The organism is Micromonospora sp. Utrum1, from assembly GCF_057197805.1.
Genome location: NZ_CM170071.1, coordinates 2,557,123 through 2,580,285, shown reverse-complemented (window position 1 = coordinate 2,580,285; position 23,163 = coordinate 2,557,123). Strand labels below are relative to the sequence as shown.

The 23,163-nt window shown below is 75.2% G+C and carries 20 protein-coding genes; 5 read left to right on the top strand and 15 right to left on the bottom strand.

Annotated features, from left to right (window positions below; translation table 11 throughout):
• Positions 1-55: 55 nt before the first annotated feature.
• From alaS to AC0OLQ_RS12340, 7 genes are all read right to left on the bottom strand, one after another.
• Positions 56-2,734: an alanine--tRNA ligase gene (gene alaS, locus AC0OLQ_RS12370; RefSeq protein ID WP_484531433.1), complete on the bottom strand. Its 2,679-nt coding sequence runs from the start codon at positions 2,732-2,734 to the stop codon at positions 56-58.
• The gene (locus tag AC0OLQ_RS12365; RefSeq protein ID WP_484531432.1) at positions 2,731-3,036 is read right to left on the bottom strand and encodes a DUF6167 family protein; all 306 of its coding nucleotides are present in this window, start codon (positions 3,034-3,036) and stop codon (positions 2,731-2,733) included. Before AC0OLQ_RS12365 ends, alaS begins: the two co-directional genes overlap by 4 nt.
• Before the next feature lie 31 nt (positions 3,037-3,067).
• Entirely contained in the window at positions 3,068-3,529 is a 462-nt protein-coding gene (locus AC0OLQ_RS12360; RefSeq protein WP_357342426.1) for a DUF948 domain-containing protein, read from the bottom strand.
• A gap of 150 nt (positions 3,530-3,679) precedes the next feature.
• Complete coding sequence (locus AC0OLQ_RS12355) at positions 3,680-4,297, bottom strand: hypothetical protein (RefSeq protein ID WP_484532330.1); 618 nt, start codon at positions 4,295-4,297, stop codon at positions 3,680-3,682.
• 2,936 nt (positions 4,298-7,233) lie between these two features.
• The gene (locus tag AC0OLQ_RS12350; protein ID WP_484531431.1) at positions 7,234-8,724 is read right to left on the bottom strand and encodes a replication-associated recombination protein A; all 1,491 of its coding nucleotides are present in this window, start codon (positions 8,722-8,724) and stop codon (positions 7,234-7,236) included.
• Between the two features lie 74 nt (positions 8,725-8,798).
• Positions 8,799-9,011, bottom strand: coding sequence for a hypothetical protein (locus tag AC0OLQ_RS12345; protein ID WP_107079061.1), 213 nt, complete (start codon positions 9,009-9,011; stop codon positions 8,799-8,801).
• Positions 9,012-9,109: 98 nt separating this feature from the next.
• Positions 9,110-9,715, bottom strand: coding sequence for a GNAT family N-acetyltransferase (locus AC0OLQ_RS12340; RefSeq protein WP_484531430.1), 606 nt, complete (start codon positions 9,713-9,715; stop codon positions 9,110-9,112).
• A 26-nt stretch (positions 9,716-9,741) separates the two neighbouring features.
• On the opposite strand from AC0OLQ_RS12340, the gene AC0OLQ_RS12335 reads away from it, so the two are divergent.
• Entirely contained in the window at positions 9,742-10,482 is a 741-nt protein-coding gene (locus AC0OLQ_RS12335) for a GNAT family N-acetyltransferase (protein ID WP_357332899.1), read from the top strand.
• A 142-nt stretch (positions 10,483-10,624) separates the two neighbouring features.
• Here the strand turns inward: AC0OLQ_RS12335 and AC0OLQ_RS12330 are convergent, their stop codons facing one another.
• The 3 genes from AC0OLQ_RS12330 to AC0OLQ_RS12320 all read right to left on the bottom strand — a co-directional run bounded on the left by AC0OLQ_RS12330 (position 10,625) and on the right by AC0OLQ_RS12320 (position 13,448).
• Positions 10,625-11,980, bottom strand: coding sequence for an MFS transporter (locus AC0OLQ_RS12330; RefSeq protein ID WP_484531429.1), 1,356 nt, complete (start codon positions 11,978-11,980; stop codon positions 10,625-10,627).
• Positions 11,977-12,570, bottom strand: coding sequence for a helix-turn-helix domain-containing protein (locus AC0OLQ_RS12325; protein ID WP_484531428.1), 594 nt, complete (start codon positions 12,568-12,570; stop codon positions 11,977-11,979). Before AC0OLQ_RS12325 ends, AC0OLQ_RS12330 begins: the two co-directional genes overlap by 4 nt.
• Positions 12,571-12,638: 68 nt before the next feature.
• Positions 12,639-13,448 carry an SDR family oxidoreductase gene (locus tag AC0OLQ_RS12320; RefSeq protein ID WP_484531427.1) on the bottom strand — a complete coding sequence of 270 codons (810 nt, stop codon included), beginning with the start codon at positions 13,446-13,448 and terminating at the stop codon, positions 12,639-12,641.
• 153 nt (positions 13,449-13,601) lie between these two features.
• On the opposite strand from AC0OLQ_RS12320, the gene AC0OLQ_RS12315 reads away from it, so the two are divergent.
• Together AC0OLQ_RS12315 and AC0OLQ_RS12310 are read left to right on the top strand one after the other, a co-directional pair.
• Entirely contained in the window at positions 13,602-14,837 is a 1,236-nt protein-coding gene (locus AC0OLQ_RS12315) for a low temperature requirement protein A (protein WP_484531426.1), read from the top strand.
• A gap of 259 nt (positions 14,838-15,096) precedes the next feature.
• Entirely contained in the window at positions 15,097-15,270 is a 174-nt protein-coding gene (locus tag AC0OLQ_RS12310; RefSeq protein WP_357332904.1) for a hypothetical protein, read from the top strand.
• Positions 15,271-15,426: 156 nt separating this feature from the next.
• Here the strand turns inward: AC0OLQ_RS12310 and aspS are convergent, their stop codons facing one another.
• Entirely contained in the window at positions 15,427-17,232 is a 1,806-nt protein-coding gene (gene aspS / locus AC0OLQ_RS12305) for an aspartate--tRNA ligase (RefSeq protein ID WP_484531425.1), read from the bottom strand.
• 145 nt (positions 17,233-17,377) lie between these two features.
• On the opposite strand from aspS, the gene AC0OLQ_RS12300 reads away from it, so the two are divergent.
• Complete coding sequence (locus AC0OLQ_RS12300) at positions 17,378-18,091, top strand: DUF998 domain-containing protein (RefSeq protein ID WP_484531424.1); 714 nt, start codon at positions 17,378-17,380, stop codon at positions 18,089-18,091.
• Here the strand turns inward: AC0OLQ_RS12300 and AC0OLQ_RS12295 are convergent.
• The 3 genes from AC0OLQ_RS12295 to AC0OLQ_RS12285 all read right to left on the bottom strand — a co-directional run bounded on the left by AC0OLQ_RS12295 (position 18,060) and on the right by AC0OLQ_RS12285 (position 21,493).
• Positions 18,060-19,664 (bottom strand): MFS transporter, encoded by a 1,605-nt coding sequence (locus AC0OLQ_RS12295; RefSeq protein WP_484531423.1) that lies wholly within the window; start codon positions 19,662-19,664, stop codon positions 18,060-18,062. The two genes, AC0OLQ_RS12300 and AC0OLQ_RS12295, sit on opposite strands and share 32 nt — an antisense overlap.
• Before the next feature lie 97 nt (positions 19,665-19,761).
• Positions 19,762-20,811: a S1 family peptidase gene (locus AC0OLQ_RS12290; RefSeq protein ID WP_357332908.1), complete on the bottom strand. Its 1,050-nt coding sequence runs from the start codon at positions 20,809-20,811 to the stop codon at positions 19,762-19,764.
• Between the two features lie 208 nt (positions 20,812-21,019).
• Positions 21,020-21,493 (bottom strand): winged helix-turn-helix transcriptional regulator, encoded by a 474-nt coding sequence (locus AC0OLQ_RS12285; RefSeq protein ID WP_484531422.1) that lies wholly within the window; start codon positions 21,491-21,493, stop codon positions 21,020-21,022.
• A 54-nt stretch (positions 21,494-21,547) separates the two neighbouring features.
• Between AC0OLQ_RS12285 and AC0OLQ_RS12280 the strand changes: the two genes are divergently transcribed.
• Entirely contained in the window at positions 21,548-22,057 is a 510-nt protein-coding gene (locus AC0OLQ_RS12280; protein WP_357332910.1) for a PaaI family thioesterase, read from the top strand.
• Positions 22,058-22,191: 134 nt separating this feature from the next.
• Here the strand turns inward: AC0OLQ_RS12280 and AC0OLQ_RS12275 are convergent, their stop codons facing one another.
• Complete coding sequence (locus tag AC0OLQ_RS12275) at positions 22,192-23,127, bottom strand: acyl-ACP desaturase (RefSeq protein ID WP_484531421.1); 936 nt, start codon at positions 23,125-23,127, stop codon at positions 22,192-22,194.
• Positions 23,128-23,163 lie beyond the last annotated feature (36 nt).

The window sequence follows — 23,163 nt, the reverse complement described above, 5'->3', positions numbered from 1 at the left end:
GGTACGGGCCAGGGCGGACCCGGCGGTCCGCCCTGGCGTCGATCGGTGCGCATCATCAGGCGTCGGCGATCGCCTTCTCCACGGTGGCCAGCAGGTTCGGCGCCTCCGCGGCGGGCAGTCCACCGCCCTGGGCGAGGTCGTCGCTGCCGCCGCCCCGACCGGAGAAGGCCGCCTTCACCAGGTCCTTCGCGGTCAGCCCCCGGCCCCGGGCGGCCTGGTTCACCGCCACCACCAGGGACGCCTTGCCGCCCGCCCGGGCGGCCACCGCGACCACGGCCGGGCGGGCCGGGTCGATCCGGCCCCGGATCTCCTGGGCCAGGGTCCGGACGTCGTTGCCGGCCGCGCCCTCGGGCGCCTCGGTGCCGACGTACGCCACGCCCCGGACGTCCTTCGCCTGCGCCGCCAGGGCCGCGGCCCCGCCGAGCACGAGCTGGGCGCGGAGCTTCTCCAGCTCCTTCTCCGCGTCGCGGAGCTGGGTGACGGTCTGCTCGACCCGGTCGGCGACCTGGTCGCCCGGCACCCGGAACAGCTCGGCGAGCCGGGAGACCAGCAGGTGCTCGCGGGCCAGGAAGCCGAAGGCGTCCATGCCGACCAGCGCCTCGATCCGGCGCACGCCGGAGCCGACCGACGCCTCGGAGAGGATCTTGACGAGGCCGAGCTGGGCCGAGCGGGCCACGTGCGTGCCGCCGCACAGCTCGCGGGCGTAGTCGCCGACCTCGACCACCCGGACCCGCTCGCCGTACTTCTCGCCGAACAGGGCCATGGCGCCAATCCGGCGCGCCTCCTCCTGGGTGGTGATGAAGGCGTGCACCTCCAGGTCGGCCAGGAGCACCTCGTTGACCTGCTGCTCCACGTCGTGCAGCACGCTCGGCGCCACCCCGGTCGGGGTGTTGAAGTCGAACCGCAGCCGGCCCGGCGCGTTCAGCGAACCCGCCTGGGTGGCCGACTCGCCGAGGAAGTTGCGCATGGTCTGGTGCACCAGGTGGGTGGCGGTGTGCGAGCGGGAGATGGCCCGCCGGCGGGACACGTCGATCTCGGCGTAGCCGGTCTCGCCGGCGCGCACCTCACCGCGGAGCACCTTGGCCCGGTGCACGATCAGGCCCGGCACCGGCTGCTGCACGTCGAAGACCTCGAGCTGGCCGCCGCCGACCGTGATCAGGCCCTGGTCGGGCTGCTGACCGCCGCCCTCGGCGTAGAACGGGGTGGTGTCGAGCACCAGCTCGACCGTGTCGCCCTCGACCGCCGCGGCCACCTCGGCGCCGCCGGCCAGCAGCGCGCGCACCCGGGACTCCCGGTTCAGCTCGGTGTAGCCGGTGAACTCCACCGCCCCGCCGCCGTCGAGCACCGACCGGTACGCCGACACGTCGGTGTGCCCGGTCTTGCGCGCCTGCGCGTCGGCCTTGGCCCGGCTGCGCTGGTCGGCCATCAGCCGGCGGAAGCCCTCCGCGTCGACCTGGAGGCCCTGCTCGGCCGCGATCTCCAGGGTCAGGTCGATCGGGAAGCCGTACGTGTCGTGCAGCTGGAACGCCTTGTCACCGGAGATCGCCGCCTGCCCGGCCGACTTGGTCTCCGCGATGGCGGTGTCCAGGATCGTGGTGCCGGCCCGCAGCGTGGCGAGGAAGGCGTCCTCCTCGGCGTACGCGTACTGGGAGATCCTGCCGAACTCCTCGGCCAGCTCCGGGTACGACGGGGCCATGCAGTCCCGGGCCACCGGCAGCAGCTCGGGCAGCGCCCGGTCCTGGTAGCCGAGGAGGCGGACCGCGCGGATGGCCCGGCGCATGATCCGGCGCAGCACGTAGCCGCGGCCCTCGTTCGACGGGGTCACCCCGTCGCCGATCAGCATCAGCGCGGTGCGCACGTGGTCGGCGATCACCCGCAGGCGCACGTCGTCCGGGTGCGACTCGCTGGCCACGTGGCCGGAGTGCGCGCCGTAGCGCTTGCCGGTCAGCTCGGCGGCCCTGTCGAGGATCGGCCGGACCTCGTCGATCTCGTAGAGGTTGTCGACGCCCTGGAGGATGGAGGCCATCCGCTCCAGGCCCATGCCGGTGTCGATGTTCTTCGCCGGCAGCTCGCCGAGGATCGGGTAGTCCTCCTTGGTGGTGCCCGGACCCCGCTCGAACTGCATGAACACGAGGTTCCAGAACTCCATGTAGCGGTCCTCGTCGACCGCCGGCCCGCCCTGGCGGCCGTACTCGGGGCCGCGGTCGTAGAACAGCTCGGAGCACGGGCCGCACGGGCCGGGAATGCCCATCGACCAGAAGTTGTCGGCCTTGCCCCGGCGGACGATCCGCTCGGCGGGCACGCCCACCGACCGCCAGATCTGGAACGCCTCGTCGTCGTCGAGGTAGACCGTCGGCCAGATCCGCTCCGGGTCCAGCCCGAAGCCGCCCGCCTCGACCGGCTTGGTGACCAGGTCCCAGGCCAGCGGGATGGCGCCGTCCTTGAAGTAGTCGCCGAAGGAGAAGTTGCCGTTCATCTGGAAGAACGTGCCGTGCCGGCTGGTCTTGCCGACCTCGTCGATGTCCGGCGTCCGGATGCACTTCTGCACGCTGACCGCGCGCCGGTACGGCGGGGTCTGCTGGCCCAGGAAGTAGGGGACGAACTGCACCATGCCGGCGTTGACGAACAGCAGGTTCGGGTCGCTGATGGCGGGCAGCGGAGCGGACGGCACCACGGCGTGGCCGTTGGCCTCGAAGTGGGCGAGGTACCGCCGCTTGATCTCCGCCGTCTTCATCGCTGGTGCTCCTCCGGGAAAATCTCTCGGTCGCCGATGCGCGGGTCCTCCCGCAGCTCGGCGAACTGGTCGTCGTACGCCTCGCCGCGGGCGAAGGCCTCGTGGATCTCCTGCTCGCGCTCGGCCATCCCGGCCCGCACGTCGTCCATGAAGCTCCGGACCGACTCGACGAGACCGCCGGCGGACTCGGACAGCCCGCTGGCGATCCCCGCCGGGGTGTACGCCTGCGCGGTCCGGGTGGCCTTGCGGACCACCAGCACGCCCACGGCCAGGCCGATGCCCAGCCAGAACAACCGCCTCATGCTCTCATCCTCCCGCTGTCGGCCGGCCGGGTCAGCGGTTGCCGCGCTTGGCGGCCCGGCGCTGCTGCTTGATGGTGTCGCGCACCTCGCGCTCGGTCTCCGCGTGGCGGCGGGCGGCGGCGGCCTTGCGCACGCCGTAGCCGAACGCGGCCACCTTGACCAGCGGGTTCGCGGCGGCGGCGGAGACCACGGCGGCCAGGTTCGCCACGTTGGCGGTGACGTTCTGCGCGTGGGTGGTCATGGTGTCCACCTTGGCCAGCTGGAGGTTGACCCCGTCGAGGGAGGTCTGCACCTGCTCCAGGGCGGTGTTGACGTTCTTCACCGTGGTGTTCACGTCACCGAGCAGCGGCGCGGTGCGGTCGTTCAGGTCGGCGATCATGCGGGTCGTCGCGTCGACGGTGTGCCGCAGCCGCAGGATCGGCACCGCGAGCACGAGCACCAGCATCAGGAACGCGCCGGCCGCGATCAGCGCAGCGATCTCTCCACCACTCACGCGCATGTCCTCCTCAAGCAGTGTCCCGGGACCCGACGCCCCGGGACGCGCGACCGTCCTACCCGGTCCGCCCCACGCCGACCCACCTCGGTCAGCAGGCGCAGGCTGGCCCGCCAGCCCCAGACCCTACCGTCCGTGATGGAAACCGGCTCACGACGGTGAGGGTGTCGGCTCGCCGAGCGGATCGTCGGTGAGGGTCGGGTACGGGTCCTCACCGGTGAGCGACGGATCGGTGCTCGGCTGTGGTCCGGTGCGCTCGTCGTCGATCGCGTTGCGCACCTTCACCGACACCAACGAGCCGGCACACTCCCCCGCTGCGGCCGCGGGCGCCGGAGACGGCGCGGACTCGCCGTCCACCGCCGGCGGCACGCAGGTCGGCTCGCGGACCCAGAGATCGAGGGTGAGTTCGTCCCGACGCCAGCAGGTGTAGTTCCCCTTGACCTTCTGCTCCGGGCAGCGGTCCACCTTCCAGCGCCGCCAGCCGTCCCGGGTCAGGGCCGTCTCGTAGACCTGGGCGGTCTCCTTCCAGGCCTTCTGCGACTCGACGGTGCGTTCCCGCAGCCGGCAGTCCTGGAGGCACCAGCGGCTGCCGCTGACGTTGTCCACCGTCTTCGTCGCCGCCCAGGTCGGCACGCTCAGCGCGTCGAGGGTGTCGAAGACCGGATCGTGGCTCAGCGTGCGCAGCCCGAAGTAGAGCGGCACCGCGCCGAGCAGCACCACGCTGACCAGGGCGAGGATGCCCATCCGCAGCCGCCGCCGCTCGCGCATCTGCCGGCGTAGCTCCGAGCGGGCGCCCCGCAGGCCGCCCACCGCGTCGTCGGCCTCCCCCGGCGTGGCCTCGGCCCGCAGCAGCGCCGGTCCGGCGCCGTCGCCCGGTCCCGGCCGCGCCCCCGCCGGCTCCCCCGTCGGTACGACCGCGGCGGCCCGCGCCACCGCCGGCGCGCCGGGCCCCGGCGGTACGGCGCCCGGGCCGGGCCGGTTGGGCTCCGGCGTGAGCGGGGTGGCCCGACCGGTTGTCCGCTCGTCCGGCCCCGCGGGGCGGGGCACCGAGGCGGCCGCCCGGGCCACCGCGGGTGCACCGGCGGCGGCGCGTGGCTCGCCGGCCGGGTGGCGGTCGCCCGCCGGCGGGACGCCGCCGGCGGGGAAGCCACCGGTCCGCGCCGGGTCGCCGGCCGGGAAACCGCCCGTGCGGGCCGGGTCGTCAACCGGCGCGCGTCCGCCGGACCGGGGACCGCCGGCCGGCAGGCCCCCGCCACGCGCCGGGTCACCGGCCGGGAACCCGCCGGTGCGGCCCGGGTCACCGCCGGGGCCGCGCCCGCCCGGACGGTCGCCGGTCGCCACACCGCCGGCCGGGAAACCGCCCGTGCGGGCCGGGTCGTCAACCGGCGCGCGTCCGCCGGGCCGGGGACCGCCGGCCGGCAGTCCACCGGTGCGGTCGGTGTCCGGACGGGCGGTGCCACGGGCGCGGTCGTCGGGAGCGGCCGGCCGGGCGGCCGGGCCGCCGGGTCGGGCCGCGCCGCGGGCGGGGCCGGGCTGGTCGCTCTTCACCGGCGGCAGGGCCGCGCCGACCCGGCCGGCCGGGCCACGGTCGGGGCCGGCCGGCCCGCCGCGCCGCGCGGCGGTCGGCTCGTCGGCCGGCGCACCGCCCGGGCGGCGGACGGCCGGCATGGCGGGGTCGGTGTGCGAGGTGCGGCCGGCCTGTCGCAGCCAGTCGGCGGGCCGCTCGGGCCGCTGCGGACGCGGCTCGTCGGCGTCCTCGCGGGCCCCGCGACGTGCGACCGGCGGAGCGTCGCCGGTGCCAGGGGATCCGCCCGGCGCGTCCGGGGCGGCACGGTGGCCCGCCGCGGCGCCGGACGCGGCACGACGGCCGCCCGGCGTGTCGGACGCGGCACGGCGGCCGGACGCGGCCGGCTCGTCGCCGGCGGCGCGGCGGCCCGACGACATCGGCGCGTCGTCGGACGCACCCCGGCGACCCGCCGGTGTCCCGGCGTCATCGGCGGCGGCCCGTCGACCGGACGGCGCTGCCTCGCCCGGAGCGGCCCGGCGGCCGCGCGGCGTGGCGGCGTCGTCCGGCACTGCCCGCCCGCCGGCCGGCCGCGCGGTGTCCTCGGAAGCGCCACGGCGACCGGGCGGGGCCGCCGGTGCGTCCGGAGCCGCGCGGCGGCCGGTCGGCATCGGCGGGACGGCAGCGGCTCGGCGGCCGGTCGGCGGCGCGTCGGCATCGGGACCGGGTCGGGGGCCGGACGGAGCGTCGGCCGGGACGCGGTGCGGGGTCGGCGTGCCCGGGCCGTCCGCCCGGCGGCCCACGGCGGGCCCGTCCGGTGCCACGCCGGGCATCGGCGGGGCGTTTCCACTGCGCGGCACCACCGGCTGGTCCGGTTCCCCGGCGCGACGACGGCCAGCGGGCCGGCCGCCGGCGGGTCCGCCCGCACCCTCCACCGGCGACGGGCCGGCGGTGGACGGTTGGGAGCGCTGCGGGGCGCGGCCCCGGCGCGACTCGGGGTCGCCCGGGTGTGGCGCACCGGTCACCGGCTCGCCGGGCCGGCCGACGCCGGGCGCGGCGGCGCGCGCCGAGGGCACGCCAGCGCGGCCGGTCTCGGGCTCGACGGCGGCGCGCCGGCCGGAACCGGAGACGGGCCGGACCGCGGGGTCGACGGCACCGGCGGCCGGCCGGCGGCCGGCGACGGGCGGAGCACCGTCGGGCACCGCCCGACGGCCGCCGCCGGAGGCCGGGCGGACGCCGGGGTCGAGGTCGGGGGCGCCGCGACGGCCGGGTGCGGGCGCGCCGCCCTCGGGGGCCGACCGGCGACCGGCGCCGGAGACCGGGCGGACGCCCGGGTCGGCGTCGTCGGACAGGGCGCGCCGGGCGCCACCGGAGACGGGGCGGGCCGGGTCCACGGCACCGGGCCGGGGGCCGCCGGCCGGCGCGGCGGGCGCCTCGGCGCCGTGCCGGCCGCGTGGGGTCGGCGGAACCGCGGACCGGGCGCCCTCCGGGCCCGCGGCCTGCGGCCAGCCGGGACCGGGGTTCGGGCCGCCGTAACCGCGGTCGGGGGCGGGACCGGCGCCCTGGCCGGCGCGGCCGGGAGCCGGGCCGGCGGGGGGCGCGACGCGCGGACCGGGCGGGCCGGTCACCCGGCCGGGAGCCGGTGCGAGGGGTGGCTGCTGGCCGCTCGGCGCGTCCGGGGTCCGGCGGGGCGGGCGGGACGGCTCGGCGGGGCCGCGGGTGGGTTCGGCGGGGCGCCGGGTCGGTTCGGGCGTGCCGGGCCAGGGGCCGTCGACGGGGCGGCGCGGGGCCGCCGGATCGGGGCCGCCGGGGCGGACCGGTGGCGCGGCGGGACCGGCCTCGGGGGCGCGGCGAGCGGGCGGGGTCTCCGGCCCGGGCCGGGTGGCCCCGGGCGGCGGCGCCGCGCCCGGGCGGGAGGCCCGGGGCGGTTCGGCCGCGGGCGGACCGGGTCGGGGCCCCGGCGCGGCGGGTGGCAACCCGCCCCGCGCGGGCGGCACGGCGCCGGGCGCCGACCCGTCCGGGCCGAGGTCGTTGCGCTGCTGCTTGGCCGTCCGCAGGTCGTCGATCCAGCCGAACTCCTCGCCGGCGGTCGCCTCGTCCGGCTCGGCGTCGGCCTTGCCCCGCCCCCACCGACGGCCCTTGGCACGCGGGTCCCGCCGCTCGTCGGGGCCATCCGCCGGCCGCTCCGGACCACGCGCCATCACTGCTGACCCTCCCCGACGGCGTCGCCGCCGCCCTCGTTCGCCCCGTCGACCCGTTCGGCGCCCGCCGGGCGGCCGCCGTTCACCGCGGCCTCCGCCCGCGCAGGCGGCGAGGGCAGCCCGCGCACGATCCGGCGCAGCAGCGGCAGCCGGGTGGCCACCGCCCGCTCCGCGCCGTGTCCGCTGGGTTGGTAGTAGTCGGTCCCGACGAGGTCGTCCGGAGCGTACTGCTGGGTGACCACCCCGCGGTGGTCGTCGTGCGGGTAGCGGTAGCCGGCCCCGTGCCCGAGGCCCCGGGCACCGGCGTAGTGGGAGTCGCGCAGCCCGCGCGGCACCGCCCCGCCGCGACCGGCGCGCACGTCGGCCATGGCCGCGCCGATGGCGGTGGTGGCCGAGTTGGACTTCGGGGCGGTGGCCAGGTGAATGACCGCCTGGGCCAGGTTGAGCTGGGCCTCGGGCAGGCCGACGTATTCCACGGCGTGCGCGGCGGCGGTGGCGACCGTCAGCGCGGTGGGGTCGGCCATGCCGACGTCCTCACTGGCGAAGATCACCATGCGCCGGGCGATGAACCGGGCGTCCTCGCCGGCCACCAGCATCCGGGCCAGCCAGTGCAGCGCGGCGTCCACGTCCGAGCCGCGCATGCTCTTGATGAACGCGCTGGTCACGTCGTAGTGGGCGTCGCCGTCGCGGTCGTAGCGGACGGCCGCCACGTCGACCGCCTGCTCGGCGACGGCGAGGTCGATCCGGCCGGCGCCGAGCGCGGTCGCGGTGGCCGCCGCCGCCTCCAGCGCGGTGAGCGCCTTCCGGACATCGCCGCCGGCGAGGCGGACGAGGTGGTCCTCGGCGTCGGTCTCCAGGGTGAGCGCGCCGCCCAGCCCGCGCTCGTCGGCGACCGCGCGGCGCAGCAGGCCGCGGACGGCGTCGTCGTCCAGCGGCTGGAGGGTGAGCAGCACGCAGCGGGACAGCAGCGGTGAGATGACCGAGAAGTACGGGTTTTCGGTGGTCGCCGCGAGCAGGGTGACCGTCCGGTCCTCCACGGCGGCGAGCAGCGAATCCTGCTGGGTCTTGCTGAACCGGTGCACCTCGTCGATGAAGAGCACGGTCGGCGGGCCGCCGGCGCGGCGCTGCCGGCGGGCGGTCTCGATGACGGCGCGGACGTCCTTGACCCCGGCGGTCAGCGCGGACATGGCGACGAAGCGACGGTCGGTGGCCCGGGCCACCAGGTGCGCGATGGTGGTCTTGCCGCTGCCGGGCGGCCCCCAGAGGATCACCGACATCGGGGCCGCGGCCTCGACCAGTTGCCGCAGCGGGGCGCCCGGGGCGAGCAGGTGGTCCTGACCGACCAGCTCGTCGATGCTGGCGGGGCGCATCCGGACCGGCAGCGGCGAATCCGCCGCGGCGGCGGTGAACCCGTCGACGCCGCCGGGACCCGCGGGGGCGCTGGGCGCTCCGGCGGGTTCGCCGAGGGTGAAGAGGGCGTCGGATTCCATCACGAGAACAGTACCGGGCCGGGCCGACGACGCTGGAATCGCGCCGCCGGCCCGGCCCGGATGGTCGTTTCCGGTCAGCCGCGACCCGGACGCCGGCCCCGGTACCACCGGCCGCCACCGGCGCCCCGGGGGCCGGACCCGACGCCGGCCAGGTAGAGGGAGAGCAGCAGGAAGCCGATGAGCATGAGGGTGTGGGTGTTGAACAGGTCGGGCGCGCCGAAGTTCGTGTTCAGGAAATCGATCAACAGGGCGAAGCCGAACACGATGGCCGCGAGAATGGCGAGCATGGTCGTTCCTCCGGTGGGGGGTCCCAGTAGGTCGCCGGGGATGTACCCGATCGGTCTGTTCGTCAATCTCCACCGTGGAACGCCCGCGGTGGGTGGCGTCAGCGATCGGTGGCGAGGATCGCGTACCGCACCGAGTCCCACCAGGAGCCCCGGACGAGCAGGTGGTCCCGGCTGACCCCCTCCGGCCGCATGCCGGCCTTCTCCAGCACCCGCCGCGAGGCGACGTGGTCCGGCCGGGTGGTCGCCTCCACCCGGTGTAGCTCCACCTGGTCGAACGCCAGGCTCAGCAGCAGCCGGGCGATCTCGGTGCCGAGGCCCCGGCCCCAGTGGTCGGGGTGCACCACGTAACCGATCTCGCCGCGCCGGTGCGGCACGCTCTCGATGGTCAGGGTGCCCAGCCCGAGCAGCGGCGACGCCAGGCCGACGCGCGGCGCCGGACGCGCCGAGGCGGAGTCGTCGCCGGCCCCGCCGACGGCGGCCAGCCGGTACGCCGGCCGCGGCTCGCCGGCCGCCTCCTCGCGCCAGCCGGACAGGGCGGCGCCGGCCTCGTCCCGCGTGGGCGGCCGGTCGTCCAGCACCCGGTCGAACACCCGTGGATCGGTCAGCAGGGCGTGCAGCGCCGGCACGTCGTCGTCCGCCCATTCCCGCAGCACACAGCGCGGGCCGGGCAGGCGCACCGGGCGCACGGAGTGGATGGGGGTCACGGAATCTCCTCTCGTAGGCTGGCCGCATGATCACTGCCGACCAGGTCCTGCTGGGACGGGACACCCTGCTCGCCGCCACCGGCCACCACCCGTACGCCCGGCACGCCCTCTGGCGGGACCGGGAGGCGCGGGGCTGGCGACGGGACGGCGCGGTCGGCTGGCTGCTCCCGCCGGAGCAGGGGCCGGCCGGCGGCGCGCTCGGGGCGGCCGGGCCGGCGCTGGACGTCTTCGCGGGCCTGGTGGCGGACGGGACGCTGCACCCCGGCCAGTGGCTGCACCTGCCCCGCACCGCCGCCGAGGAGGTGGCCGACCGGCTCACCGTGGCCCGGCTCGACGAGTGGGACTTTCTCTGGACCACGACGGCGCCGCCGGAGCAGCCGGAGGAGGAGCGGGTGGTCCGCCTCACCGAGGCCGACCATCCCGCGCTGGCCGCGCTGATCGACGAGGCCTTCCCCAGCACGACCTCCCGCCCGGGCGACCCGCGCATCGTCGACTGGTACGGCATCCGCGACGGCGACCGCCTGGTGGCCTGCGGCGCCGACCGCAGCCGGGGCGACGTCGGCTTCCTGGCCGGGCTGACCGTGGCGCCTGACCGCCGGGGCCGCGGGCTCGGCGCGGCGCTCACCGCCGGCATGACCCGCGCCCTGTTCGCCCGGCACGACCAGGTGGCGCTCGGCGTCTACACCGCCAACGTCGGCGCGATCCGGCTCTACCGCCGGCTCGGCTACACCGGGACCGAGCCGCGCACCTCGGTCCACCTGGGCTGATCCGCCGGCCACGACCACCTCCCCGCGCTGCGACTGCCGAACCGGCCCGAACCAACCACCCCGCCGGCCTGACGGCCTCCCTGCCGCACCGACCCGCCACCTCCAAGACCTGGCGGGTCGGCCGGGGCCGGATGCGAGGCGGTCAGTCCGAGCGTGCGGGTGCGGAGGCGACGACCGTGGCCGGGTCCACCGGGCCGGCGGGGTCGAGCGCCGGGCCGGGATGGCCCGGGCCGGCGGCCAGGTCGGCGGGCTCCTGTGCCGGCGTCCGACGCCCGGCCCGCCAGGCCGGCAGGTAGAGCGGCGCGGCCACGGCGAGCACCACGGCGCCGACCAGCATGGCGACGGTGATGCTGGTCGCGTCGGCCAGGGCGGTCAGCACCACCGCGCCGAGCGCACCGGCCGGCTGGCCCATCATCGAGTTCAGCGAGAGCACGCTGGTGCGGTACGGCCCGTCGACCTGCCGGTGCAGCAGTCCCATGTGGAGCGGGTTCGACGCGCCGTGCACGGTGTAGCAGGCGAGGTAGGCGATGAGCACCCCGACCGGGCCGGCGAGCAGGCCCATCCCGACCACGGTGACGCCCTGGAGCACCCGCATGAGCGCGGCGGCGGGCGCGGCGCCGAGGCGGCGCAGCATCAGCGGGGTCAGCGCGGCGCCGGCGGCGTTGGCCAGCCAGGCCGCCGAGCCGGCCGGGCCGAGCAGCGCGGCGGCGCGGTCCGGGTCGCCGACCACCTCGGCCAGCCGCACCGGCAGCAGCGACTCGAAGGTGACCATGCCGAAGCCCCAGAACAGCTCGACGGCGACCAGGGCGAGCAGCACCCGGTTGCTGCGCAGCAGGCCGATGGCCTGGGCGACCATCCGGGGCGCCTCGGCCACCGAGGCCCGCAGGGCGGCGGTCCCCTTGGCCGGCCGGTGTTCGACCAGCAGCACGGTGAGCGCCACCAGCGAGACCGCCTGGAGGGCGATGGCCACCAGCACGGGCAGGGTCAGCGCGCTGACCGGACCGACCGGGCCGAGGGCGACCAGGCCGCCGCTGAGCAGCGCGCCGGCGCCGATGGCGACGCCGATGACGGTGCCGGCCCAGCCCAGGCCGCGCTCGTACTCGGCCTCCGGGTCGGCGGCCAGGGTGGCGTCGACGTACCACGACTCCAGGGGGCCGCTGTCGAGCGCCCGGTAGATCCCCTGCATCGCCCAGACCAGGAAGAACATCCAGAACGAGTCGGCGACGACGAAGAGCACCAGCGAGGCCAGGCAGACCACCCAGGCGGTGACCAGCACCGGCTTGCGGCCGAGCGCGTCGGCGAGGCCACCGGTGGGCAACTCCAGCGCCAGCACCAGCAGGCCCTGGGCGGTGGCGACCAGGCCGATCTGGGACAGCGACAGGCCGCGCTCCTGCATCAGCAGGATCATCACCGGGATGAGCAGGCCGCTGGGCAGCCAGCGCAGACCGTAGAGGGTGAGGTAGCGGAACCGGACCTGGCGTACGGAGAGCGCGGTCACCGGAACTCCTTCGGCATCGGGTAGGCGGCGAGGTAGATCTGCACCTGCTCGGCGCCGGGTTCGGCCGCGTCAGCCTCGTTCCGGTGGCGCTCGAGCAGCTCCCAGACCTCGGCCTCGATCGCCTGCAGCCGGGCGGCCGGGATGGTCATGAAGATGTCGCTCATGCCGAAGGCGTCCCGCCACTCCGGCGCCCACTCGTGCTGGCTGGCGAACCACTGCTCGGCATGGTGGGCCAGGAGGCGCACCTGATCGCCCTGGATCCAGTCGATCGCCGCGCGGGCGTCGGGGTCGTCGTCGAAGTCGCTGGGATCCCAGTTGGTGACGTCGTGCGCGGCCTGCCACCACCGCTGCCGGCCGGTGCCCCGCTCCGGGTCCTCCACGACCAGCCCCACCTCGGCGAGCTGGCGCAGGTGGTAGCTGGTGGCCCCGGTGTTGGTGCCGAGCATCTCGGCCAGCGCGGTGGCGGTCGACGGCCCCTTCACCCGCAGGGCGCCGACCAGGCGCATCCGCAGCGGGTGGGCCAGCACCCGCACCTGTCGATGGTCGAGCCGCACCTCGCGCGGCTCGGGACGCGACGTCTCGTTCTCCATGCCATGCACAATATCTGTGCACACTTCCTTTGCACAATAGCTGTGCACAAGAACTGTGCATCAAGAGGTCAGGCAAGCACCTCGGTGATTCCGCGCAGCCGGGTCCGCAGCAGGTCGGCGGCCCGGGAGGAGTCGAGGCGTACCTCGGCGGGGCGGTGCAGGCCGGCTTCGGCGATGGTGGCCGTCTTGAGGCCGGCCGGGTCGAGGCCGTCGTGCCGGGCCACCAGCAGACCCATCTCGGCGCGGCTGACCGCTTCCGGGCCGGCCACGTTGAGCGGGCCGGCCAGGTCGGTGGGCACCAGTTCGAGCACCGCCGCGGCGAGGTCGGTCACGTGCACCGGGCAGCGGGCCTCGTCGGTGAAGAGGACCGCCCGGCCGGCCAGGGCGTCGCGGCAGAGCTGGATCTGCTTGCTCCCCTCCCCCACGATCAGCGAGGTCCGCACCAGCACCGCCCCCGGGTCGACGGCCCGCACCGCGGTCTCGGCGGCCGCCTTCGCCGCCCCGTACGGGTGCACCGGCGTGGGCACGTCGTCGTCGGCGTACGGCGTCGGCCGGCCGGCGTGCAGCGCGTCGCTGGACAGGTGCACCAGCCGCGCCCCGACCTCGGCGGCGCCGCAGGCGACGTGGGCCGCCCCGTCCGCGGTGACCGCCCAGTCGTCGTACCGGTAGGGGGTGGCCACGACGGCTTCGGGGCGTACCTCGGTCAGCAGCGCGCGGACCGCGGCCCGGTCGGTGACGTCGAGCCGGCGCGGCGCGACGCCCGACACCGCGACGGCGGCCGAGTGGTACGTGCCCACCACCCGGTGCCCGGCCGCGACGGCCTGCCGGCACACCTCGGCACCGAGAAAGCCGCTGGCTCCCACCACGAGCAGGTTCATCCCGTCCTCCAGACGTCGAAAGGCCCGCGTCATCATGACGCGGGCCTTTCGTCAACTCAGGATCAGGTCGGGTCGTTCACCGGGGCGGCCAGGCTGACGCGACGTCTCCGGCGGCTCGCTCGTTGGTGCGACGAGGGTGGACGGAGGCAGACGATGGCGGCGGGACGCGGTGCCGACCTGCTGCGCCCTCCCACGAGTTCGGGTCGCGCCACGTTCCTGGAGCTCTTCTTCGACCTGGCCTTCGTTGTGGCCCTCACCCGGGTCACGCAACGATTCGTCGACCTGAGCGATGACACCGGCTGGGCGCTCGTCGCGGGGCTCGGTCGTACCCTGCTGCTCTTCTTGGCGCTCTGGCTGATCTGGTCACACACCACCTGGATCACCAGTCGCTACGAACCGGAGCGGTCGATCATCCAGGCTGTCGTGGTCGGCACCATGCTCGCCGGCCTGGTCATGGCGGTGACACTGCCACGCGCGATGGAGGAGCGAGCGCTGCCGTTCGCGGCCGCGTACCTGCTGGTGATGGTGGTGCGGCCGCTGGTCGTCGCCGCCGCGCTGCGTGGCCATCCGCGACGTCTGGTGCCGTTCCGGCTCGCCGCGTGGGCTGCGGCGAGCGCGCCGCTCTGGCTGGTCGGCGCGTGGGGCCCCGAACCACTTCGTCTGCCGCTGTGGGCTGCCGCCCTCGCTGTCGACTACCTCGCGTGGGCCCTAGGCTGGCCGCTGCCGTGGCTCGGGGCCGCTGCGGTGCACCGCTGGCGGATCGCTGGGACGCATCTTGCCGACCGTCACCAGCAGATGTTCCTCGTCGCGCTCGGTGAGACGATCTTGGTGATCAGCATGGTTTTCGGCGGCACGGCCTACTCCTCGGTGCGGGCAGCGGCCTTCGGGGTCGCGTTCGCCACCAGCGCGCTGCTCTGGCGGATCTACTTCCACCGTGCCGGTCTGCTGCTGACCGAGGCGTTGGGTCGGGCGGGTATGCCCGGCCGGCTGGGCACCGTGTCGGAACGGACGCATCTGCTGATCGTGCTCGGCGTGCTCGTCACCGCGGTCGGCTACGAGCTGGTGATCGATCATCCGTACGGGCCGCCGCGGCCCAGTTGGCTCCTGTTCGTGGTAGGCGGTCCGGTGCTCTTCCTCGTCGGCCGTACGCTGCTGGAGTACGAGATCTTCGACCGGGTATCCCGATCCCGGGTGATCGGCCTGGTGGCCCTGCTGCTGTTCACGCCGGCGTTGGCCCGCTGGGCACCGATGGTCGGGCTGAGCGTGGTGGCCGGAGTGCTGGCCCTGGTCGCGCTACTCGACGCGCTGCGGACCCGGGGAGGGCCGCTGGAGTCTTCCGCCTCGCCGATCGCGCGGGAGGCATCCGGCGATCGCGACTCCGAGGCGTGACCGGACGCCACCAGCGGCGACATCTCGGCGACGCGGTCCCGAGCCGATGACGACCACGTCGTAGGTCGTGTTCTCCATGTCAGTTCGCCTTCGCGGCGCGTCCGGGCCGTTGCGGAGTCGATCGCCCGGGACATCCGGTCCGCCGGCTTCCGCGGCTGCGCCTCCTTGAACGCCGTGGCGGAGTATCCCGACCCCGACCATCCCGTGCACCAAGCCGTCCTCACGGCATCGGCAGTGGTTCCTCGACACGGTCAACACCTTGCTGGCGAGCATCCAGGAAAGCGAGGCCGAGTCCGCCGCGCGGCATTTCGTCATGCTCCGCGACGGTGCCATGGCGGCCGGCTGCCTCTTCGACCCTGCGCTGATCTCCGAGACCTTCCTCCGCGGCGTCGAGGGACTCATCCGGACCCACGCCGCACGCCGGCCATCCTGAGCTACTGGGCGCTCACAGCCCCTCGACTGCGCAGCACCTGAGCGCGTCGCTGCGTCATTCCACCCACCCCTCGTACGCGTCGATCATGAGGCCGGCGGCGCGACACGCCGGAGCGGTCCCGAGCCAACCTCATGATCGACGGCGAGGAGCGGCGGATCAGGTCGGGTCGGCCACCGGGGCGGCCGGGCCGGCGGTGCCGGCGTGCGGGCCGGTCGGCGCCTTCGGCTTGGCGTCGATACCGGCCTCGGCGCGCTGCTGGGCGGTGATCGGCGTCGGCGCGCCGGTCAGCGGGTCGAAGCCGCCGCGGGTCTTCGGGAAGGCGATGACCTCGCGGATCGAGTCGGCGCCGGCCAGCAGCATGCAGACCCGGTCCCAGCCGAAGGCGATGCCGCCGTGCGGCGGGGCGCCGTACTTGAACGCCTCCAGCAGGAAGCCGAACTTGTCCTGCGCCTCCTCGGCGGTGATGCCGAGCAGGTCGAAGACCCGCTGCTGCACGTCGCCGCGGTGGATACGGATCGAGCCGCCGCCGATCTCGTTGCCGTTACAGACGATGTCGTACGCGTAGGCCAGCGCCCGGTCCGGCGCCTCCTCGAACCGGTCCACCCAGTCGGCGTTCGGCGAGGTGAACGGGTGGTGCACGGCGGTCCAGCCACCCTCGTCCGTCTTCTCGAACATGGGCGCGTCGACCACCCAGCAGAACGCCCAGGCGCTCTCGTCGACCAGCTTGGCCCGCTTGGCGATCTCGACCCGGGCGGCGCCGAGCAGCTCCTGCGCCTCCCGGGCGTCGGTGCCGGCGGCGAAGAAGACGGCGTCGCCCGGCTTCGCGCCGACCGCGTCGGCCAGGCCGGCCAGGTGCGCCTCGGACAGGTTCTTGGCCACCGGGCCCCGCGGCTCGCCGGTCTCCGCGTCGAGCACCACGTACGCCAGGCCCCGCGCGCCACGCGCCTTGGCCCAGTCCTGCCAGCCGTCCAGCTCCTTGCGGGTCTGGCTCGCGCCGCCCGGCATGACCACCGCGCCCACGTAGCCGCCCGCGTCGATCGCGCCGGCGAAGACCCGGAACTCGGTGCCGCGCAGGTAGTCGGTCAGCTCGGTCAGCTCGACGCCGTAACGCAGGTCGGGCTTGTCGGAGCCGTACCGGGACATGGCGTCGTGCCAGGTGATCCGCGGGATCGGCCGGGGGATCTCGTAACCGGCCAGGTCGGACCAGAGCGCCGCGACGATCGCCTCGCCGAGGTCGATCACGTCGTCCTCGGTGACGAAGGACATCTCGATGTCGAGCTGGGTGAACTCCGGCTGCCGGTCGGCGCGGAAGTCCTCGTCGCGGTAGCAGCGGGCGATCTGGTAGTAGCGCTCCATGCCGCCGACCATGAGCAGCTGCTTGAACAGCTGCGGCGACTGCGGCAGCGCGTACCAGCTGCCAGGCTGGAGGCGCACCGGGACCAGGAAGTCGCGGGCGCCCTCCGGGGTGGAGCGGGTCAGCGTCGGGGTCTCGATCTCCAGGAAGTCCCGCTCGTGCAGCACCGTGCGGGCGAGCTGGTTGGCCCGCGAGCGCAGCCGCATGGCCTTCGCCGGGCCGCCGCGGCGCAGGTCGAGGTAGCGGTACTTGAGCCGGATGTCGTCGCCGGCCTCGATCTGGTCGTCGACCGGCAGCGGCAGCGGCGCGGCCTCGGAGAGCACCTCCAGCGCGGTCGCGGTCACCTCGACCTCGCCGGTCGGCAGGTCCGGGTTCTCGTTGCCCTCGGGGCGGCGGGTCACCTCGCCGGTCACCTTGACGCAGAACTCGTTGCGCAGCGCGTGCGCGTCCTCCTCGCGGAAGACCACCTGCACGACGCCGGAGGCGTCGCGCAGGTCGACGAAGATGACACCGCCGTGGTCGCGCCGGCGGGCCACCCACCCGGCGAGCGTCACCGTCGAGCCGGCGTCCGCGGCGCGCAGGCTTCCGGCATTGTGGGTACGGATCACGGCTTGCGTCTCCTCATCTGGTCCACGTCTGCTTCCCGCATTCTGTCAGGGCGGGCGGGCCGGCTCCCGGGCACCCGCCGGTCCGGCCGGTCCGGACAGCGGCGAACCGCGGGCCGCGACCCGGCCGGGCGGATACCGTGGCCGGGTGCGTGCCGTACCGAGCTGGGCCGTTGCCACGGCCGCGGCGGCGCCCGTCCTGCTGGTGGCGGGCTGGACCGTGGCGGGCGCCCGGCAGCCGCCCGGCTACGACCCGGTGCGCGACACCATCAGCGAACTGGCCGGGAAGGGCGCGACCGACTCGTGGCTGATGGCGGGCTGCCTGGTGCTGCTCGGCTGCTGCTACCTGGGCACCGCGCTGGTCCTGCACGCGGCCGGGCTGCCCAGCCGGTTCCTGCTCGCCGTCGGCGGGATGGCCACCATCGCGCTGATCGCCTTCCCCCGGCCGCAGGTCGGCGGTTCCCCGGCGCACGGGACGGTGGCCACGGTCGCGGTGCTCGCCCTGTCGCTCTGGCCGGCCGGGTCGGCGCTGCGGCTGCCCCGGGCCGTCCGGCGCGACGTGGCCGCGTCGCCCGCCGGCACGCCGCCGTGGGCGTTCCGCCGGCCGGTGGCGCTGGCCGTGACCGCGCTGCTGCTGCTCCTCTTCGGCTGGTTCGTCGTCGAGGTGACCGGCGGGTCGCGGACCGGGCTGGCCGAGCGGGTGGCCGCGCTGGCCGTCGCGCTCTGGCCGCTGGCCGCCGTCCTCTCCGCCCGCCGGGCACACCGCCGCTGGTCGGCGCGGCGACCGGACCCGCCGGTGGCGGACCCGGCCCGGACGGGCGGGCCGCCGGTCAGTCCGGGTCGGCCGGGAACAGGTGGTTGACCCGCACGTCGTCCTCGGCGAGCGCCCGGGCCCGCTCCTCGACCGCCCGGTCCGCCCCGGTGAGCCGGCCGCCGTGCTGGCGCAGGTGCTCCTCCCAGGACGGCACCTGGTAGACCTCGACGAAGCCGTGCGTCCGCTCCCCGGCCCGGAACAGCCCCCACCGCATCGCCCCGGTCCGCCGCCGGGACCGACCGACCGCACGCATCGCCTCGACGAACTCGGCGTGCCGCTCGGGGCGGACGGTGTAGGAGACGGTGACCAGCACCGGGCCGCCGCGCGGGTGCGGCTCCAGGGCCAGGTTCGGCTCGGGCCAGTAGATCGCCGGGTCGCGGTTCACGCCCCGGGTCTCCCGCAGCGGCCAGAGCAGCACGCTGAGCGCGCCGACCGCCATCACCACGGCGGCCGCGGTGAGCGCGCCGACCAGGCCGGTGAGCTCACCGAGAGCGCCCCAGGCGACCGCGCCGAGCGCCTGCCCGCCGGCGAAGACCATCTGGTAGACCGACAGGCCGCGGGCGCGTACCCAGCCGGGGAGGAAGAGCTGCATGGCGGCGTTGACGCTGGACAGCACGGTCATCCAGGCCAGCCCGGCGGGCACCAGCGCGGCCACCGCCGCGGCCGGCGCCGGCACGAGCGCGAGCACCAGCAGCACCCCGGCGTAGAGCAGGCCGGCGAGGAGCAGCAGCCGGTTGCTGGAGAGCACCAGACGGACCCGGGGCAGGACCAGGGCGCCGGCCACCGCGCCTACGCCGAGCGCGCCGAGCAGCACGCCGTACCCGCCGGCGCCCAGGCCGAGCCGGCGGCTGGCGACCAGCGGCAGCAGGGCCCACAGCGCGCTGCCCGGCACCACGAACAGGGCGGCCCGCAGCAGGATCCGGCGCACCACCGGGGAGTGCCGGACGTACCGGCCGCCGGCGCGTAGCGCAGCGCTGAACCGCTCCGGCGCCGGTTCGGTCTCCGGCCGCTCGGGCCGCCAGCGCAGCAGCGCCAACGCGAAGACCGCGAACGAGGCGGCGTTGACCGCGAAGACCACCGCCACGCCGGCCCGGGCCACCAGCACGCCGGCCACGGCAGGCCCGACCGAGCGGGCCAGGTTGACGCTGATCGAGCCGAGCGCCGAGGCGGAGACGAGCTGCGCCCGGGGCACCAGCTCGGGGATCACCGCCTGCCAGGCCGGCAGCGTGAGCGCCTGCCCGACGCCGAGGCCGAAGGTGAGCGTGAGCAGCAGGGCCGGCGGCATCCGGCCGGCCGCGGTCAGCGCGGTGAGTAGCACGCCGACGGCAGCCAGGAAGCCCTGCACGGCGATCAGCAGGCGCCGCCGGTCGAAGGTGTCGGCGAGGGCGCCCGCCGGCAGGGCCAGCAGCAGCACCGGCAGCAGGCTGGCGGTCTGCACGAGGGAGACCAGGGTCGGGGCGTTGGGCTGGTCGACCAGCAGCCACTGGGCGCCGACGGTCTGCATCCAGGTGCCGACGTTGCTCACCAGCACCGCCAGCCAGAGGCTTCGGAACGCGGCGATCCGCAGCGGCGCCCAGGCGGAGGCCGGCTGCGCGGTCGAGGTGGTCACGGGGGCGCTCACCGGGCGGAACGTACCCCGACCGGCGGCGGTCAGTCCGGTGATCCACGAACGCGGGACGGGCCGCCGGTTCCCCGGCGGCCCGTTCGCGTGCGGTCGATCAGTAGACGCTCACGCCGTAGACGCTGAGCGGCTCGGTGACCGGCTGGAAGTAGGTGGTGCCGCCGGAGGAGCAGTTGCCGCTGCCGCCGGAGGTGAGGCCCAGCGCGGTGCTGCCGGCGAAGAGCGAGCCACCGCTGTCGCCACCCTCGGCGCAGACGTTGGTCCGGATCAGGCCGGACACGCTGCCCTCGGCGTAGTTCACCGTCGCGCCGGTGGCCGACACGCTGCCGCTGTGCACGCCGGTGGTGCTGCCGCTACGCCGGACGCTCTGGCCGACGTACGCGTTGCCGGCGGTGGTGATGTCCTGGTAGCTGCCGTTGTAGAGGTAGACGTTGCCGGGCGGCGTGCTGCCGTTGGTGTAGCGCACGATGCCGTAGTCGTTGCCCGGGAAGCTGGTACCGGCCCGGCTGCCCAGCACCGTGGTCTGGCTGGAGTTCGAGTACCAGGTCGAGCCCAGGTTGGTGCAGTGCCCGGCGGTGAGGAAGTAGTACGTGCTGCCGCTGCGGACGTTGAAGCCCAGCGAGCAGCGGTAACCGCCGGTGTAGATGGCCTGGCCGCCGGAGAGGCGCTTGCTGAGCACGCCGGGCTCGGACACGATCCGGGTGGCGCCGCCGGTGCGGGCCACCGCCGCCTTGACCTTGTCCAGCTTGGCGCCGGTGACGGTGCTGTCCACGGAAACCACGACCTGGTTGGTGGCCGGGTCGATCCACCAGGCGGTGCCGGGAATCTTGGCGGACCGCTCCAGCTCGTTGGTGGCCGCCGCGAGCTTGTCGGCGCCCCGCGTGACGAGCTTCGGGGTGGCGCCGGCGGCACGGACCTGGCGGGCGGCCGCCGCGTCGGTCACCGCGACGACCATGGTGCCGCTGCTGTCGGCGTACGCGCCGGCCGCGCGGTCACCGAGCTTCGTGGCGAGGGCGGTGGCGGCGTCGGGCGAGGCGGGCGAGGCGGGGGCCGCCTGGGCGGGTGCGCCGAGCAGCGAGCCAGTGACCAGGGTGCCGGCCATGGCGACGACGGCGGCGCGGCGGAGCATTGACCTCGTGGGTCGCATGTAACAACCTCCGGATGGGGGTGACGGGCACTGTCACGGGGACGCGCCCGGGGACAACCCGGCCGACCTGGGGAAACCGGCCGGGTGACCAAAGTATTCACATATTTAAGATCATGAGCAAGACGTGCCTTTGCCCGAATTCGCACGGCCGCTCGATGTAACCGCGACGCAACATCATCGACACCGGCTGTCAGAGCCGGCCGCGCGCTCAGGCGCGGCGGCGGGCGCCCGGGCCCGGGCGCGGCACCACGTCGCGCGTGTCGGTCACCTCGTGCCCCTCGGCGCAGCGCAGCCCCATCCGGACCTCGGCACCGCAGTCGCGGTGGGCGACGGTGAGCGGCGAGCCGTCCGGGTCGGCCAGGTAGCGGTCGCCCCACCCGAGCACCGCCACCAGCACCGGCCAGAGGTCGAGCCCCTTGTCGGTGAGCCGGTACTCGTGCCGCAGCCGGCTGCCCGGCTCCCGGTAGGGCTCCCGGCGCAGCACCCCCTGCTCGACCAGCATGGCCAGCCGGTTGGTGAGCACCTGCCGGGGAATGCCGGTGCGCACCCGCATGTCGTCGAAGCGGCGTACGCCGCTGAAGACCTCGCGCAGCACGACCATGGTCCACCGCTCGCCGAGGACCTCCATGGCGCGGGCGATCGTGCAGTTCTCCACCGACCAGTCCAGTGCCGCGGGTCTCATGCCGACAGGCTAGGTCTGATTGACAGACTCAGCAACACACGCGAGGCTGAGTCCATGACGCAGACGCAGGAACGCACCCGTACCTTCACCTGGTCCGACCCGGTCGCCGGGGCCGCCCACATCGGCCGGCGCGGCGGCCTGGAGCTGCTGCGCGCGATGATCGCCGGGGAACTGGCCGCACCGCCGGTCATGCACCTGATCGACATGGCGCGGATGGAGGCGGACGAGGGCCGCGTCGTCGTCGAGCTGGTGCCGCAGGAGTTCCACTACAACCCGCTGGGCACCGTGCACGGTGGAGTCCTCTCCACCCTGCTGGACACCGCCGCCGCCTGCGCCGTGCACACCACCCTGCCGGCCGGCGTCGGCTACACCTCGCTGGACCTGAACGTGAAGTTCCTCCGCCCGGTCACGGTCGCCAGCGGCACCCTGCGCTGCGAGGGCACGGTGCTCCAGCGTGGCCGCCGCACCGCCCTCGCCGAGGCTCGACTGACCGACGGCCGGGACCGCCTGATCGCCCACGCCACGTCAAGCTGCCTGCTGTTCCCCCTCGACCAACCAGCCTGAGCCCCCCACCCGCCCCAGCCCAGCCCTCTAGCCCCCCGCGATCTTGCAGTTTCGGCCCATGGAGGGTCCGAATCACGGCTTTTGCCAGGGCAGCAAGTGCAAGATCGCGGGGGCGGGGGCGGGACAGCGGTGGGTCAGCGGGGGGTGGCCAGGCGGGCGGCGCGGGCGGCGCGCTTCTCCTCGAACCGGGACGCCTGGGTCTCCAGAACGTCCAGGTGGGCGGCGATCTCGTCGCGGGCGGCCTCGCCGTCGGCGTCCAGGCCGGTCGCCTCGAACAGGTTCCACTGGCGCAGCACCGGGACCACCACCTCGTCCCGGTGCTGGCGCAGGTCGTAGATGCCGGCCAGGGCGATCGCCACCGACTTGCGGGCGAAGCCGTCGATGCCGACGCCCGGCATCTGGAAGTCGGCGAGCACGTCGGCCACGGCCCGCATGGCCTGGTTCGGGGCCAGTTCGAAGGCCGCGCCGAGCAGGTTGCGGTAGAAGACCATGTGCAGGTTCTCGTCGGCGGCCACCCGGGCCAGCAACGCCTCGCAGGCGGGGTCGCCGGTCGCCCGGCCCGTGTTGCGGTGCGAGATCCGGGTGGCCAGCTCCTGGAACGAGACATACGCCAGCGAGTGCAGCACCTCGTCGTCGTGGGTGTTGACGTAGCCCGCCGACATGTGGATCATCCGGGCCCGTTCCAGGGCCACCGGGTCGACCGCCCGGGTCACCGTGAGGTAGTCACGGATCGCCGTGCCGTGCCGCCCCTCCTCTGCGGTCCACCGGTGCACCCAGGTCCCCCAGGCGCCGTCCCGCCCGAACAGCGTCGCGATCTCGTGGTGGTACGAGGGCAGGTTGTCCTCGGTGAGCAGGTTGACGATCAGCGCGGTCCGGGCCACCTCGGGGATCGTCGAGTCGTTCTCGGCCCAGGGCTCTCCGCCGAGCGGGCCGTCGAAGGTGCGCCCCTCGCTCCACGGCACGTACTCGTGCGGGAACCACTCCTTGGCCAGCGAGAGGTGCCGGTCGAGGTTCTTCTCGACCACGGGTTCGAGTTCGAGGAGCAGAGCGGTCTGGCTGAGCACGGTCACGACGATCTCCCTACGGTGGCGTAACTTACGCCACCG

Bases quoted from the DNA above. Each gene is read 5' to 3' on its own strand.
- AC0OLQ_RS12315 (WP_484531426.1), top strand. From the start codon at position 13,602: ATGGCGGCGGGACGCGGTGCCGACCTGCTGCGCCCTCCCACGAGTTCG.
- AC0OLQ_RS12345 (WP_107079061.1), bottom strand. From the start codon at position 9,011: ATGCTCGCCATTCTCGCGGCCATCGTGTTCGGCTTCGCCCTGTTGATC.
- AC0OLQ_RS12325 (WP_484531428.1), bottom strand. From the start codon at position 12,570: ATGGAGAACGAGACGTCGCGTCCCGAGCCGCGCGAGGTGCGGCTCGAC.
- AC0OLQ_RS12320 (WP_484531427.1), bottom strand. From the start codon at position 13,448: ATGAACCTGCTCGTGGTGGGAGCCAGCGGCTTTCTCGGTGCCGAGGTG.
- AC0OLQ_RS12290 (WP_357332908.1), bottom strand. From the start codon at position 20,811: ATGCGACCCACGAGGTCAATGCTCCGCCGCGCCGCCGTCGTCGCCATG.
- AC0OLQ_RS12280 (WP_357332910.1), top strand. From the start codon at position 21,548: ATGACGCAGACGCAGGAACGCACCCGTACCTTCACCTGGTCCGACCCG.
- AC0OLQ_RS12285 (WP_484531422.1), bottom strand. From the start codon at position 21,493: ATGAGACCCGCGGCACTGGACTGGTCGGTGGAGAACTGCACGATCGCC.
- alaS (WP_484531433.1), bottom strand. From the start codon at position 2,734: ATGAAGACGGCGGAGATCAAGCGGCGGTACCTCGCCCACTTCGAGGCC.
- AC0OLQ_RS12355 (WP_484532330.1), bottom strand. From the start codon at position 4,297: ATGCGCGAGCGGCGGCGGCTGCGGATGGGCATCCTCGCCCTGGTCAGC.
- AC0OLQ_RS12335 (WP_357332899.1), top strand. From the start codon at position 9,742: ATGATCACTGCCGACCAGGTCCTGCTGGGACGGGACACCCTGCTCGCC.
- AC0OLQ_RS12365 (WP_484531432.1), bottom strand. From the start codon at position 3,036: ATGAGGCGGTTGTTCTGGCTGGGCATCGGCCTGGCCGTGGGCGTGCTG.
- AC0OLQ_RS12350 (WP_484531431.1), bottom strand. From the start codon at position 8,724: ATGGAATCCGACGCCCTCTTCACCCTCGGCGAACCCGCCGGAGCGCCC.